Annotated in this window: 13 protein-coding genes; 4 read left to right on the top strand and 9 right to left on the bottom strand. The window is 69.9% G+C overall.

From position 1 onward, the window contains the following. Nucleotides 1–153 precede the first annotated feature (153 nt). Nucleotides 154–1,959: a S9 family peptidase gene (locus tag OG223_RS29025; protein WP_329254784.1), complete on the bottom strand. Its 1,806-nt coding sequence runs from the start codon at nt 1,957–1,959 to the stop codon at nt 154–156. Nucleotides 1,960–2,118: 159 nt separating this feature from the next. Here OG223_RS29025 and OG223_RS29020 point away from each other — a divergent pair, with 159 nt between their 5' ends. Beyond that, on the top strand, nt 2,119–2,967 hold the full coding sequence (locus OG223_RS29020; protein WP_329254781.1) for an SURF1 family protein: 849 nt from the start codon (nt 2,119–2,121) through the stop codon (nt 2,965–2,967). On the opposite strand, the gene OG223_RS29015 is transcribed toward OG223_RS29020, so the two are convergent. From OG223_RS29015 to OG223_RS29000, 4 genes are all read right to left on the bottom strand, one after another. Further along, nucleotides 2,937–4,280: a hypothetical protein gene (locus OG223_RS29015; RefSeq protein WP_329254780.1), complete on the bottom strand. Its 1,344-nt coding sequence runs from the start codon at nt 4,278–4,280 to the stop codon at nt 2,937–2,939. The two genes, OG223_RS29020 and OG223_RS29015, sit on opposite strands and share 31 nt — an antisense overlap. Next, nucleotides 4,277–4,852: a SigE family RNA polymerase sigma factor gene (locus OG223_RS29010; protein WP_043667413.1), complete on the bottom strand. Its 576-nt coding sequence runs from the start codon at nt 4,850–4,852 to the stop codon at nt 4,277–4,279. The genes OG223_RS29015 and OG223_RS29010 overlap by 4 nt, the downstream gene beginning before the upstream one ends. A 500-nt stretch (nt 4,853–5,352) precedes the next feature. Continuing rightward, a complete protein-coding gene (locus OG223_RS29005) occupies nt 5,353–6,420 on the bottom strand; it encodes an aspartate-semialdehyde dehydrogenase (RefSeq protein ID WP_329254771.1) in 1,068 nt (355 codons plus the stop codon). Further along, on the bottom strand, nt 6,420–7,694 hold the full coding sequence (locus OG223_RS29000; protein ID WP_329254768.1) for an aspartate kinase: 1,275 nt from the start codon (nt 7,692–7,694) through the stop codon (nt 6,420–6,422). Before OG223_RS29000 ends, OG223_RS29005 begins: the two co-directional genes overlap by 1 nt. A 196-nt stretch (nt 7,695–7,890) precedes the next feature. Here OG223_RS29000 and OG223_RS28995 point away from each other — a divergent pair, with 196 nt between their 5' ends. Continuing rightward, nucleotides 7,891–8,577 carry a response regulator transcription factor gene (locus OG223_RS28995; RefSeq protein ID WP_329254765.1) on the top strand — a complete coding sequence of 229 codons (687 nt, stop codon included), beginning with the start codon at nt 7,891–7,893 and terminating at the stop codon, nt 8,575–8,577. Next, entirely contained in the window at nt 8,574–9,863 is a 1,290-nt protein-coding gene (locus tag OG223_RS28990) for a HAMP domain-containing sensor histidine kinase (RefSeq protein WP_329254763.1), read from the top strand. The genes OG223_RS28995 and OG223_RS28990 overlap by 4 nt, the downstream gene beginning before the upstream one ends. Here OG223_RS28990 and OG223_RS28985 read toward each other — a convergent pair. Together OG223_RS28985 and OG223_RS28980 are read right to left on the bottom strand one after the other, a co-directional pair. Then, nucleotides 9,829–10,329 carry an SgcJ/EcaC family oxidoreductase gene (locus tag OG223_RS28985; protein ID WP_329254760.1) on the bottom strand — a complete coding sequence of 167 codons (501 nt, stop codon included), beginning with the start codon at nt 10,327–10,329 and terminating at the stop codon, nt 9,829–9,831. The genes OG223_RS28990 and OG223_RS28985 overlap by 35 nt on opposite strands. A gap of 105 nt (nt 10,330–10,434) precedes the next feature. Then, a complete protein-coding gene (locus OG223_RS28980; protein ID WP_329254757.1) occupies nt 10,435–10,626 on the bottom strand; it encodes a hypothetical protein in 192 nt (63 codons plus the stop codon). 147 nt (nt 10,627–10,773) lie between these two features. Here OG223_RS28980 and OG223_RS28975 point away from each other — a divergent pair, with 147 nt between their 5' ends. After that, nucleotides 10,774–11,493, top strand: coding sequence for a sulfite exporter TauE/SafE family protein (locus tag OG223_RS28975; RefSeq protein ID WP_329254754.1), 720 nt, complete (start codon nt 10,774–10,776; stop codon nt 11,491–11,493). Here OG223_RS28975 and OG223_RS28970 read toward each other — a convergent pair whose 3' ends face one another. Together OG223_RS28970 and OG223_RS28965 are read right to left on the bottom strand one after the other, a co-directional pair. Next, entirely contained in the window at nt 11,494–12,072 is a 579-nt protein-coding gene (locus OG223_RS28970) for a Uma2 family endonuclease (RefSeq protein ID WP_329254751.1), read from the bottom strand. Between the two features lie 35 nt (nt 12,073–12,107). Further along, nucleotides 12,108–13,178: a hypothetical protein gene (locus tag OG223_RS28965; protein WP_329254749.1), complete on the bottom strand. Its 1,071-nt coding sequence runs from the start codon at nt 13,176–13,178 to the stop codon at nt 12,108–12,110. Nucleotides 13,179–13,462 lie beyond the last annotated feature (284 nt).

Raw genomic sequence — 13,462 nt, 5'->3', positions numbered from 1 at the left:
CCGAAGCGGGCGTTGCTGGGGGCTGCGCCCCCAGACCCCCGCTTCGGCCCTGAACGGGCCTCGTCCTCAAACGCCGGACGGGCTGAATTTGCGGGCCTGTGCCGAAAAGGCGCCGGACCGGCTGGATGATGCCGGCCCGCGCTCAGAGGAACCCTATTGCGCAGCCCCCAAGTGCCGCTCCGCGAAGTCCAGTTCCAGCTTCACCTGCTTGATGCGCTCGTCCACCACCAGCGAGCCGTGCCCCGCGTCGTACCGGTACACCTCGTGGACGGCGCCGCGCTGCTCCAGCCGCTTCACGTAGTTGTCGATCTGGCGGATCGGGCAGCGGGGGTCGTTGACGCCGGCCGAGATGTAGACCGGGGACGTGACCTCGTCGACGTAGGTCAGCGGGGAGGACGCCTCGAAGCGGTCGGGGACCTCTTCGGGGGTGCCGCCCAGGAGCGTGCGGTCCATGGCCTTCAGGGCTTCCATCTCGTCGTGGTACGCCGTGACGTAGTCGGCGACCGGGACCGCCGCGATGCCCAGGGTCCACGCGTCGGGCTGGGTGCCGATGCCGAGGAGGGTGAGGTAGCCGCCCCAGGAGCCGCCGGTGAGGATGAGACGGGCGGGGTCGGAGAGGCCCGAGGTGATCGCCCACTCCCTCACCGCCGCGATGTCCTCCAGCTCGATCAGACCGACCCGGTACTTCAGGGCGTCGGTCCACGCGCGGCCGTACCCGGTGGAGCCGCGGTAGTTGACCCGCACGACCGCGTACCCGTGGTCGACCCAGGCCGCCGGGCCCGCCGAGAACGAGTCGCTGTCGTGCCAGGTCGGGCCGCCGTGGATGTCGAAGACCGTGGGGAGGGGGCCCGTGGCGCCCGCCGGCTTCTGGACCAGGGCGTGGATACGGCCGCCGGGGCCCTCCACCCACACGTCCTCGACCGGGACCGAGCCGGGTGACTTCAGGCCGGGCGGGTCCAGGACGACCTCGCCCGTCGTCGAGCGCACGGCGGACGGCTCGGCGGCCGACGACCAGAGGTATTCGACGCTGCCGTCGGGGCGGGCCGTGGCGCCCGAGACCGAACCGGGCGGGGTCGGCACCTTCTCCAGGGCGCCCGAGGCGAGGTCGTAGCGGAAGACCTCGCTGCGGGCCTCGAAGCTGTGCGCGATGAGGAGGGCCGAGCCGTCCGGGTACCACTCGGCGCTCACGTCGCCGGGCAGGTCCAGGGACAGGTCGGTCTCGCCGCCCTTGACCACGTCCCACACCAGGGGCTCCCAACGGCCGCGCCGCTGATGGCCGATGAGGAGCCGGGTGTCGCCCTCGACGGGGGCGAAGCCCAGCACCTCCAGGCCCAGCTCCTCGGTGCCGCCCTTGGTGTCGTCCAGGTCGGCGACCGCCGTGCCGTCCGGGCGCAGGACGCGCAGCGCCGAGTGCATCGCGTCGCCGTGCTCCGTGTGCTCGATCGCGATCAGCGAACCGTCGTGCGAGAGGTCGCCGACGCCCGCCGACTCGCGGTGCCGGTAGATCAGCGTCGTCTCGTCACCGGTGCGGGCGAGGTGGATCGTCGTACCGTCCTCGTCCGTGGAGCGGCCCACGACCGCCGTGCGGCCGTCGCGCGCCAGGGCCAGCCCGGCCGGATAGGACGGCTCGAGGCCCGGCACGGCCGGTTCGTCGGGGCCGCCCTTGAAGGGCTGGCGGCGCCAGACGCCGAACTCGTCGCCGTCCTTGTCGTCGAACCACCAGATCCACTCCCCGTCCGGGGAGAGCACACCGTCCGTCGTGCCGTTCAGCCGGTCCGTGACCTGGCGTTGCTCGCCCGTCGCCCGGTCCCAGGCGTACAGCTCATACGTCCCTGTCGCGTTCGACACGAACAGGGAACGGTCGGGTGCGTCCTCCGCCCAGTCGGGCAGGGACACTCGGGGCGCCCTGAAGCGCTTCTCCCAGTCCGGTGTGGTCTCGGACCCGTTGCTCTCAGTCATGGCCCCATACTGCCCGCCCACACAGACATTGCACTGATCGGATCCTCAGCCTGTGGATAACTTCGACCAAGACCCGGCCGGAGCATTGCCGACAGCGGGTGAACCTTCGGGCCGACCCCCGGACCGAGGGCCCCACGACAGCCCCGTACCGTGGAAGGCGTGTACCGGTTTCTGCTGACATCGCGCTGGTGGGGCATCAACGTCTTCGTACTGCTCGCCATCCCCTTCTGCATCTTCATGGGGTCATGGCAGTTGAGCCGGTTCCAGGCGCGCGTGGACAGCAGCCACCAGGCCACCCGCCAGGTCGAGACCGACCGCACGGAAGCCGCGCGCCCCCTCGCCGAACTGCTGCCCGTCGACCAGAACACCTCGGGCCGGCAGACCACCGCCACCGGCCGCTACGGCAAGCAACTCCTCGTCCCCGACCGCCAGTTGGACGGGAAGAACGGCTACTACGTCCTGACCCTGCTGCGCACCGACGACGGCAAGGCGCTGCCCGTGGTCCGCGGCTGGCTGCCCGGCACGCCCGACGCGGCGAAGGCACCGGCCCCGCCCACCGGCGAGATCACCGTCACCGGCTCGCTCCAGGCCTCCGAGACCCCCGGCGACAACGGCGTCAGCGCCCAGGGCGGACTGCCGTCGGGCCAGACCGCCGCGATCAGCGCGGCCTCACTGGTGAACCTCGTGCCGTACCACCTGTACGACGCGTGGATCACGCTCGACAGGGGCGACTCCGGGATGCGGACCGTACCGGCGACCGCGCCCGCGAACACCGGTCTCGACCTGAAAGCGTTCCAGAACCTCGGCTACACCGGCGAGTGGTTCGTCTTCGCGGGCTTCGTCGTCTTCATGTGGTTCCGGCTGCTGCGCCGCGAGGTGGAGTTCGCGCGGGACGCGGAGCTGGGGCTGGTGCCCGAAGAGGACCCCGAAGGCCCCCAAGGCCCCGAAGAGGCCACGGAAGCAGACGGGCGACAGGCTCACGAACCTGCCAGCAGGTCCGTCCGGTAGATCGTGCCCGCGCACGCGTTGGACACCGTCGCCGTGCCCATCAGCGAGCCGTTGGCCCCCCGGTAGGAGATCTGGACGCTGCCGTCGAGCGTGCCGTCCTCCAGCAGTTGGGTGGACGTACCGGTGTCCCCGGTCGTGGACCCGCTGCTGGTGGTGGCGTCCTCGCTGGGCGACGGGCTGGCCGTCGAACCGCCGGTGGTGGTACCGCCGGTGCTGCTCCCGCTGGTGGGACAGGTCTCGGAGGGCACCCAGGCGAACTTGACCTGGAAGACGGAGCCCGGCAGCAGCACCAGTTGGGAGACCGCCGTCGACGGGTCGGGGAGCCCGGCCGCCGAGTCCCCCGCGCTGTGCTGCGCCACGCCGATCTTGCTCGCGTCGGCGGCACCCTCCACGGCGAAGCCCACGGTGCCGGGGTCGCTGACCGTACAGCTCGTGGGAGAGACGTTCGTGACGCTGAACGTGCCGTAGACCGCGCCCGCAGCATCGGGGGCGTCCAGGGACGCCGTGGCCGAGCCGTACTGTTCGGCCGAGCAGATGGGCGCGGACGTCCCGGCGCTGGCCGTGGGGTTCGCGCTCACGGTGCCGTGGCCGGGGGTCTTGCCCGTGCCGTCGTTCTTGGGGCCGCCCGGGTTCTGCGAGGCCTGCCCCGATGAGCCGCCGGACGTGCTGGAACCGCCGTCCGGGCCTTTGCCCTGACTGGTGCCGCCCTGCGCCTGGGAGCTGTTGCCCGCGATGGACGGGTCGACGGAACCCGTCGCGTTCGAGACGTGCACGAGGGCCGGGACGGCGGTGCCGAAGAAGAGCGCGGCGGCGGCCATGCCGACGAGTGCCTGGCGCTTGCGGGCCCGGCGGGCCGGTACCGCCTTGCGCAGGTGCTCCAGCGTGCCGTCCCGCGGCTCGACCTCCTGGACCGCCTGGTGGAGCAGCCGGCGCAGGACCAGCTCGTCCGCGTCGAACCCTTCGGTGTCCGGATCTCCGGGGCCGCCTGTGCGTCCGGGTCCTCCTAGGGGTCCCAGGGCTCCGAGAAGGCCTTCGAGTCCGCCGGATCCTTCAGGTGCCGCGGTTACTACGGGTCCTACGGGGTGCCGTCCCTCGATGCCCTCGGAGTTGCCCGGGTTCTCAGGGTTCTCGGGGCTCTCAGGGTTCCCGTCGAGGCTCGGCCCGTTGGGGCTCTGTTCGTCGGGGCCGTGGTTCACAGTTCCGTTCCCAGCGTGCGATTCGTTCGGTTCTTCCTTGCGCGCCCAGGTCGGACCGCGCCGGACTTCCGGCTCGCGCCGCGCGCGCGAGCCGTTTCCCTCCACGTTGTCGCTCATGCCGATGCCTCCATCGCGATCCGGAGGGCGGCGATCCCGCGCGAGCCGTACGCCTTCACCGAACCCAGCGATATGCCGAGCGACTCGGCGACCTGCGCCTCGGTCATGTCCGCGAAGTAGCGCAGGACCAGGACCTCGCGCTGGCGGCGCTGCAACCCCTTCATCGCCTTGATGAGGGAGTCGCGCTCCAGCAGGTCGTAGGCACCCTCCTCCGCGCTGGCCATGTCCGGCATCGGCTTCGAGAGGAGCTTGAGGCCGAGGATGCGGCGGCGCAAGGCCGAGCGGGAGAGGTTGACGACGGTCTGGCGCAAATACGCCAGGGTCTTCTCGGGGTCACGAACGCGTTTGCGCGCCGAGTGGACCCGGATGAACGCCTCCTGGACGACGTCCTCGCAGGAGGCGGTGTCGTCGAGGAGGAGTGCGGCCAGGCCGAGCAGCGAGCGGTAGTGCGCCCGATAGGTCTCGGTGAGATGGTCGACCGTCGTTCCGGCCGCGACGGCGTCGTCGACACCGTCGCGCTGGTTCGGGATGCGGGCGGGCCGCGCTGCGGGCATCGGCGCGATCACCGGCATGCCACCGGGCGCACGGGATCCACGCGGAGGCCGGAGGGCCGTGCCGCGTGCCGCAGTGAAGTCGAGTACCTGAGCCACGCCAGTTGGACGCGCTTCCCCCCTTGGGGGTTGTACGCGTCGGCCGTCACATTTACGTCAGACGAAACAGACAGTCCACCCACCCGTCCGCTGTCACCACCCACCCGTCTGGTGTCAGGCAGCACAACCGGCAGTGCGTCGAACACCCTCATGCCTACCCGCTCTTCCCCTGTGTCACGAAAGTCCGGGGCGTCCCCACGCCCCTCACCGCATCCCCACGCCCACCTGAAGGGCGTTCGCAAAGACGCTCCCCGCTCGTCGCGCGGTTGCGGAGAGCGGGGAGTGAAATCTTCGGATGCGAAGGTGGCTGGATTCAAGTGGTCCCAACCATTAATCCGGCCACATCGCGCACAGTGATCCTACAAACCCGTGCGCCACTGGCCAGCGGATTTATGGCCGGGCAGGGTGGGCGGGGCCCGCGCTCACGCCAGCTCGCGCGCGACCAGTTCGGCGATCTGTGCCGTATTGAGGGCCGCTCCCTTGCGCAAATTGTCCCCGCAGACGAACAGTTCGAGCGCCGTCGGATCGTCCAGCGCCCGCCGCAGCCGCCCCACCCAGGTCGGGTCGGTGCCCACCACGTCGGCCGGCGTCGGGAACTCTCCGGCCGCCGGATCGTCGAAGAGGACGACACCGGGGGCAGTGGCGAGGATCTCGCGCGCCCCGTCGACGGTGACCTCGCCCTGGAAGCGGGCGTGGACGGTGAGGGAGTGCGTGGTGATCACCGGGACGCGCACGCAGGTCACGGCGACCGGCAGCGCGGGCAGCCCGAGGATCTTGCGGGACTCGTCCCGCACCTTCATCTCCTCCGAGGACCAGCCGTCCGCGCGCAGGGACCCGGCCCACGGCACGACGTTCAGCGCGACCGGCTCCGGGAACGGCCCGGTGTTGTCCCCGACGGCCCGCCGGACGTCTCCGGGCTTGGTGCCCAGGTCCGTGCCGGCGACGAGGGCGAGCTGCTGGCGCAGGGTGTCGACCCCGGCCCGGCCCGCCCCGCTCACCGCCTGGTACGACGACACCACCAGCTCGCGCAGCCCGAACTCGGCGTGCAGCGCGCCCACGGCGACGATCATCGACAGGGTCGTGCAGTTCGGGTTGGCGATGATCCCGCGCGGGCGCCAGCGCACCTTGTGCGGGTTGACCTCGGGGACCACCAGGGGCACCTCGGGGTCCATCCGGAAGGCGCCCGAGTTGTCGACGACGACCACGCCCTTGGCGGCGGCGATCGGCGCCCACTGGGCGGAGACCTCGTCGGGGACGTCGAACATCGCGACGTCGACCCCGTCGAAGGCCTCCTCCGTCAGGGCCACCACCTCGACCTGCTCCCCGCGCACGGCCAGCTTGCGGCCGGCCGAGCGCGGAGAGGCGATCAGGCGGATCTCGCCCCAGATGTCCGCATGCTGGGACAGGATCCCGAGCATGACCGTGCCGACGGCCCCGGTCGCGCCGACCACGGCGAGCGTCGGACGCACGGTCGCTCCGGTGGTGGCCATCAGCGGCCGGTGCCTCCGTAGACGACGGCCTCGTCGCTGTCGGAGTCCAGGCCGAACGCCGTGTGCACGGCGCGGACGGCCTCGTTGACGTCGTCGGCGCGGGTGACCACCGAGATACGGATCTCGGAGGTCGAGATCAGCTCGATGTTGACGCCCGCGTCGGCCAGGGCGGTGAAGAAGTCGGCGGTGACTCCGGGGTTCGTCTTCATGCCCGCGCCGACCAGGGAGATCTTGCCGATCTGGTCGTCGTAGCGCAGCGAGTCGAAGCCGATGCCGCCCTTGTTCTTCTCCAGGGCGTCGATGGCCTTGCGGCCCTCCGCCTTGGGGAGGGTGAAGGAGATGTCCGTGAGGCCCGTCGAGGCCGCCGACACGTTCTGCACGATCATGTCGATGTTGACCTGGGCGTCGGAGATCGTCCGGAAGATCACCGCGGCCTCGCCCGGCTTGTCGGGCACGCCGACGACCGTGATCTTGGCCTCGGAGGTGTCGTGCGCGACACCGGAGATGATGGCCTGCTCCACCTTCTGGGCTCCTTGCTTCGGCTCACTGCTGACCCAGGTGCCCTGAAGTCCGCTGAAGCTGGACCGCACATGGATCGGGATGTTGTATCGGCGGGCGTACTCCACACAGCGGTGGAGCAGCACCTTGGAGCCGGAGGCGGCGAGCTCCAGCATGTCCTCGAAGGCGATCCAGTCGATCTTCTTCGCCTTCGACACCACCCGCGGGTCCGCGGTGAACACACCGTCGACGTCCGTGTAGATCTCACACACCTCGGCGTCGAGCGCGGCGGCCAGCGCCACGGCGGTGGTGTCACTGCCACCCCGCCCGAGGGTGGTGATGTCCTTCTTGTCCTGGCTCACACCCTGGAACCCGGCGACGATGGCGATGTTGCCCTCGTCCAACGCCGTACGGATCCGACCGGGCGTGACGTCGATGATCCGCGCTTTGTTGTGGACCGAGTCGGTGATGACGCCTGCCTGGCTGCCCGTGAACGACTGGGCCTCGTGGCCCAGGTTTTTGATCGCCATGGCCAGCAGCGCCATGGCGATCCGCTCTCCGGCGGTCAGCAGCATGTCGAACTCACGCCCGGCGGGCATCGGAGATACCTGCTCGGCGAGATCGATCAGCTCGTCCGTCGTGTCGCCCATCGCGGAAACGACGACGACCACTTGATGGCCGTTCTTCTTCGCTTCGACGATTCGCTTGGCGACGCGCTTGATGCCCTCGGCATCGGCTACGGAGGAGCCTCCGTACTTCTGCACGACAAGGCCCACGTGCGCTCCTCGCTCAGTCCTGGTGTGTCGGCTCAGTTTAACGAGCACCCGAAATTCGCTTCCGTGGTATCGCATCGTGAGATTCGGAAGCTTCGGACGCCCAGGTCAGCGCATGCCCACTCAGGGGGTGCGGGAAAAGTGCCGAGCGTCACAAGTCACGCCTGTGAATTAAGTTTCAAGCACTAAGGTGCGCGATGTGCGCGTACTTCTGGTGGAAGACGATGAACCCGTGGCCGAGTCGCTACGACGCGGACTGCTGCGCTACGGCTTCGAGGTCGACTGGGTCACCACGGGCGGCGCGGCGCTGAGCCACAAGGCCCCCTACGACGTCGTCCTCCTCGACCTGGGCCTGCCCGACACCGACGGCCTCGACGTGTGCAAGGCGCTGCGCGCCCGCGGCGACGTGCCGATCATCGTGATCAGCGCGCGCAGCGACGAGACGGACCGGGTGGTGGGCCTGGAGCTGGGCGCCGACGACTACGTCTCGAAACCGTTCGGGGTCCGCGAGGTCATCGCCCGCATAAGGGCGGTGATGCGCCGCGCACAGCCGAGGGCGGTGGCGGAGGCCGCCGGCCCCGACGCCTACGGCACCCGCCTCACCATCGACCGCAAGGCCGCCCGCGTCCGCCTCGACGGCGAGGAGGTGCCCCTGGCTCCCAAGGAGTACGACCTGCTGTCGTTCCTCACCGAGGAGCCGGGCGCGCTGATGTCGCGCGAGCAGATCATGGAAGCGGTCTGGGACGCGAACTGGTTCGGCCCGACGAAGACGCTCGACGTCCATGTGGCGGCGCTGCGGCGGAAGTTGGCGGGCGCGATCACCATCGAGGCGGTACGGGGCGTGGGCTTCCGCCTGGAGATCGCCGACGGGCCTCCGGCCTCATGATCCGGCAGCTCATCGTCAGCTACGTCCTGCTCGTGGCCGTGGCGCTGACGGCGTTCACCGTGCCGGTCGCGTTCACGCTGACCGCCCAACTCCGGGGCGACACCGAGCAGTCGGTGCGGCGCGAGGCCCGGACGATGGCGTTGCTGCTGAGCGGCGACGCCGCCTCGCGCGCCGCACTGGACCGCATGGTGGTGGCGTACGCGCAGGAGACCCCCGGCACGGCCGAGGTGCTGCCCGCCGCACAGGCGAAGACGGCGACGCACTGGGGCGACGGGAAGCTGGAGGTGACGGCACCGGCGCGGCGCGACGGCCGGACGGTCGGCGCCGTACGCATCACGTACCCGACCTCCGACCTGACCCGGCGCCTGGTGCAGATCTGGGGCTTCCGTGCGATTCTCGCCCTCGCCGTCCTGGCGGTGGCGGCCGGACTCGGCGCGCTCGTGGCCCGCCGCCTGACCCGCCCGCTCCGCCAACTCAACGACATGGCGAGCAAGTTCAGCGACGGCGATCTGACGGCCCGCTCCCCCGTGACGGGCCCGCACGAGACGCAGACGCTCGCCCGCACGCTGAACCAGGGTGCCGAGCGCCTCGACACCCTGATCGCCTCGCAGAGCATCTTCGTGGCCGACGCCTCCCACCAACTCCGCACCCCGCTCACGGCGTTGAGGCTCTCGCTGGACAACATCGCGGACGGCACGGACGACGAGTTCGTGCGCGAGGACGTGGAGCAGGCGACGGCCGAGGTGGTCCGGATGAGCCGTCTCGTCAACGGCCTGCTGGTGCTGGCGCGGGCCGAGGCGAAGGTGACGGCGGCGGAACCGCTGCCGCTGAAGGAGATCGTGGCCGAGCGTCTCTCGGTGTGGAGACCGGCCGCCGACGAGCGCGGGGTCCACATCGCGCTCAGGGGGGAAGTAGCCGACGGCCGGCCGCTCGTGCTGGCCAGTCCCGGTCATCTCGAACAGGTTCTGGACAACGTGCTGTCGAACGCCCTGGAGGTGTCGCCGGACGGTGCGACGATCACCGTCCGGGCTCAGTCACGGGGCGACGAGGTCGAGTTGACGGTGGTGGACGAGGGCCCCGGCATGTCCGACGCGGAGAAGTCCCGCGCCTTCGACCGCTTCTGGCGCGGCCAGGGCCTCACCGGGCGCACCGGTTCGGGCCTGGGCCTCGCCGTCGTACGTCAGTTGGTGACGGACGACGGCGGGACGGTGGCCCTGCGGGACGCTCCCGGAAGCGGGCTGTCGGTGGTCATCACCCTTCGGGCATCACCGAGGAGTGGTGGTTGACGATCAGCCACTTGCCGCCGCGCTTCTCGTACTCGTAGGTGTAACGGGCCTCGACGACACGCTTCTCGCCGGTCTTCGGGTCGGTGAGCGTGATGTCGTAGGCACCCGCGTCGATGGCCGAGTTGCTGTCGAGGACGTTGATGTACGTCTCGACCTTCTTCGCGACCGGCTTGTTCGGCAGGAAGTGCTCGAAGTAGTCGACGATCTCGGCACGGTCGGTGCGGATCTCGTTGGACACGGTCGGCAGCAGTACGGCGTCCGGCGCGTACCGGTTCGCGACCTTCTTCGGGTCACCGGTCTGCAGCGCGGCGTTCCAGCCGTCGAAGAGGGCGGCTATCTGCTTCTTGGTGGGCTTGGCGTCGTGCTGGGGGCCGGCGGTCGCGGCGACGGTGCCGAGGGTGCCGAGGGCCAGGACGGTCGTGACGGTGACGACGGCTGCACGCTTGCTGATGGACCGGCGGGTCATCTCAACTCCAGTTGTACTGGTGTGTTTTGGGATGACTCCAGCCTCGCTTTCGGCCGGTTAGCGCCCGTGCAACGGACGTACAGGGGGCGGCAAGGACGGCTCCAATTAACGCGCGGTGTCCGCCCGACCACGGTCACGGACCAGGCTGACCCCGGCGCCGAGCGATACGACACCCATCCCCACGGCGGTCATCACGCCCTGCGTTCCGTCGACCACGAAGGGTGCGACCGCGGCGACGGTGAGGTTGAAGAGGAAGAGGAACCAGAGGACGGGCCTGGAGGAGAGGAGGTTCTTCATGACGGGCACCTTCGGGATCCGGGCCGGTGGCTCTTTCACCGGCTGACGAGTTCAACGATCCCGTTTCCGCAGGTCCGCGACGAGGGAGTGCGGTCCCGAACCGGGGGTGTAGCGGGCTACACCCCCGCCCATGAATGATGTTGGTCCATGACGACCGACGTACTGCTCGGCGCGATAGTCCTGCTCGGCTCCTCCGTCCAGTGGCTCACGGGCATGGGCTTCGCCCTGGTCTCCGTACCGGCCCTGGTCCTCCTGCTCGGCCCGGCACAGGGGGTCGTCCTCGCCAACTGCGCCGCCGGCGCGATCAGCGTCGTGGGCCTGGCGGGTGGCTGGCGTCAGGTGCGGGCGCGCGCGATGGTCCCGCTGTGCGCGGCGGCGGCCTGCACGGTGCCGGCCGGCGCGTGGATGACCCGCCAACTCCCCCCGCCAGTCCTCCTGTTGGTGATGGGCGGCTTGGTGACGGTGGCTGTCCTGCTGGTGATGCGCGGCGCCCGGGTGTCGGCACTTCGGGGCACGCGCGGTGCCGTCGCGGCGGGTGCGGCGGGCGGTTTCATGAACGCGGCGGCGGGGGTCGGCGGTCCGCCGATCTCCCTCTACGCGGTCAACGCGGGTTGGACGGTACGGGAGTTCGTCCCCAACGCGCAGTTCTACGGCGTCGTCGTCAACGCGTTCTCGGTCGCGGCGAACGGGGTGCCGTCGCTGAGTACGGCACGGTGGGTCGCCGTCGTCGCCGCGATGGCGGTGGGCGGGGTGATCGGGCGGGGGCTGGCGGGGCGGATACCGGAGCCGCGGGCGCGGGCACTGGTGTTGACGCTGGCGTTGGCTGGTGGGGTCACGGCGGTGGGGAAGGGGGTTTGGGGGTTGTGATCAGTCGACGAACTCCTTGAGGGGGTCGGTGTCCAGGGTGATGTTCACCGGGCCGGGGATCTCGACGGGGGCGCTGAACGGCGCGTTCACCTGTTGCCGATATCGGCCGTCCTCGGGATGAGTGAACACGGTGACTGTGCAGTCGTCCCGGTCGATGAGGACGTAGACCGGGATTCCGGCGGCCGCGTAGCCATCAGGCTTGTCGAGCCGGTCCCGCTGAGCGGCATCGGCGTCCCACGAAGTCACCTCTACGGCCATCGGGGCTGTCCCCGTGTCCGACCATTCGCCGTGTCCCTTGAGGCCGCCCCGGGGAACGAGGACGCCATCCGCACGAGCGCGCCCCTTCCCACAGCTCTCCGTCTTGAGCCCACGCTCCGCGTGCAGCCACAGGTCGGGAAGGTGCTGCATGCACACCCTCTGCAGCCAGGCGACGATCTCACTGTGGTTGCCGTCCGGCGCGGGCTTGACCTGGACCTTCCCCTTGATGAACTCCAGCCGCACGGTCTCGGGGGCATGGCGTTCCAGCTGCTCGAATTCCTCGACGGACATCTGGGGCTGCCGCTCGGTCCTGGGGGTCATGGCGCCGCCCTCTCCTCCGTGCCGCTTCCCGACCGTCACGGCTTCCATCGCCTCGGCGGGAGGCCGTTCGCGATGCGGTCGCGGTTGTCGCGGTAGTGGTAGTGGACGCGGTCCTCGATCGGCACGGGGCGGAACGTGTCGGGCACGGGCCCGCCCGTACGGCGTTCCAGCTTCTGCTTCAGGAGGCGGGCGGTCGTGGTTCCCAGGTAGGCGATCTCCTCGAACCCCTTCTTGATCTCCTCCTCGCTCATCTCAGGCTCCGCACGGCATTCCTCGCAGATGCCGTTGATGATCTTCGCCGTCCGCTCGTCGGCGTCGCAGGTGGCGCAGGCCATGAGCACGCGGGTCACACGGGCGCGGAGGGGGCGGGTCGTGGCGGTGTCGTTCTTCTTCGGGGGCATCTTCGTCTCCAATCGGGTGCGGGCGAGTCCGCCCGGGTTCGTGACGGTGGGTGGCAGTCCGTCGGTCAGCGCGCGGGCCATGTCGGCCGGGGTGGCGCCTCGTGCCAGCCACTCGGCGGCGAGGGGTTCGAGGGCTCGACACTCGGCTTCGGAGAGCGACATGCGGGGGTCCCTGGCGCGGAGTTGGGCGAGTGCGCGGTACGCGGCGCTGGGCTCGGGGGTCTGGTCCGTCTCCGGGGTCGGGTCCGTCTCCGGCGTCCCGTCGATCTCGCTCTCGCTGTCGCTCTCCGGCGCAGGGGTCGGGGTCGGGTCTTCCGTCCTCGCCAGGCCCGGCTGGTAGTCGTGCGTGACGTCCCTGCCGTGGCGCTCGCGCGCGAACTCGGCCCACCACTGGGCCGACCTGGGCGTACGCGACCAGTACGTCCGCGTCACCCACCGCATCGAGTTGTCCTCGACGGTGATGTGTTCCTTGATCCAGCGCAGGTGGCCGGCCTCGGTGAGGCTCTTGAGCGACGTACGGCAGGCCTGCTGGCCGTAACGGGGATGCTCGGCCGCGATCACCTTGTGGCCCATGGCATGGCCGTTGTCGAGGTGGTCGATGAAGACGGCGATCTCGGCGTCTCGGGGGAGCAGGTGTGCGAAGTCCGGGTCGGCGTGCGGGTCTTCGTCACCCGTGGCGCGTTTTCCGTAGCCCGTATTGGCCATGGGGTGCGACGGGGACGGCAGGGCAGAGCTAGGCTGGGCGTAAGCCACGATCGAGTCTCTTTCGATCCGTAGGTCTAGGCCCCGGAGCCGGTGTTGGTAGCACCGACCGGGGCCGATCTATTTGCTTGTTTGCCGCGAACCTAGAGTGGCTTTGCCTTACGGCGCAAGCCGATCATGGAATGTCACCCGTTCGGGTTAAACCCCCCTCAACTCACGTACAGGCTTGGATGGTTGGGTTGTTTTTCAACCAGCCCAGAACCCAAGAAAAGAGCTCGAAGCCCGGG

Source organism: Streptomyces sp. NBC_01478 (assembly GCF_036227225.1).
Taxonomy (GTDB): domain Bacteria; phylum Actinomycetota; class Actinomycetes; order Streptomycetales; family Streptomycetaceae; genus Streptomyces.
The sequence above is the reverse complement of the archived record's forward strand: the minus strand, read 5'-3'. Positions and strand labels throughout refer to the sequence as shown.

Coding starts and splice junctions, on each gene's coding strand:
- OG223_RS29025 (WP_329254784.1), bottom strand. CDS start 1,959: ATGACTGAGAGCAACGGGTCCGAGACCACACCGGACTGGGAGAAGCGC.
- OG223_RS29010 (WP_043667413.1), bottom strand. CDS start 4,852: ATGCCGGTGATCGCGCCGATGCCCGCAGCGCGGCCCGCCCGCATCCCG.
- OG223_RS28985 (WP_329254760.1), bottom strand. CDS start 10,329: ATGACCCGCCGGTCCATCAGCAAGCGTGCAGCCGTCGTCACCGTCACG.
- OG223_RS29015 (WP_329254780.1), bottom strand. CDS start 4,280: ATGAGCGACAACGTGGAGGGAAACGGCTCGCGCGCGCGGCGCGAGCCG.
- OG223_RS28970 (WP_329254751.1), bottom strand. CDS start 12,072: ATGACCCCCAGGACCGAGCGGCAGCCCCAGATGTCCGTCGAGGAATTC.
- OG223_RS28980 (WP_329254757.1), bottom strand. CDS start 10,626: ATGAAGAACCTCCTCTCCTCCAGGCCCGTCCTCTGGTTCCTCTTCCTC.
- OG223_RS28965 (WP_329254749.1), bottom strand. CDS start 13,178: ATGGCCAATACGGGCTACGGAAAACGCGCCACGGGTGACGAAGACCCG.
- OG223_RS29005 (WP_329254771.1), bottom strand. CDS start 6,420: ATGGCCACCACCGGAGCGACCGTGCGTCCGACGCTCGCCGTGGTCGGC.
- OG223_RS28990 (WP_329254763.1), top strand. CDS start 8,574: ATGATCCGGCAGCTCATCGTCAGCTACGTCCTGCTCGTGGCCGTGGCG.
- OG223_RS28975 (WP_329254754.1), top strand. CDS start 10,774: ATGACGACCGACGTACTGCTCGGCGCGATAGTCCTGCTCGGCTCCTCC.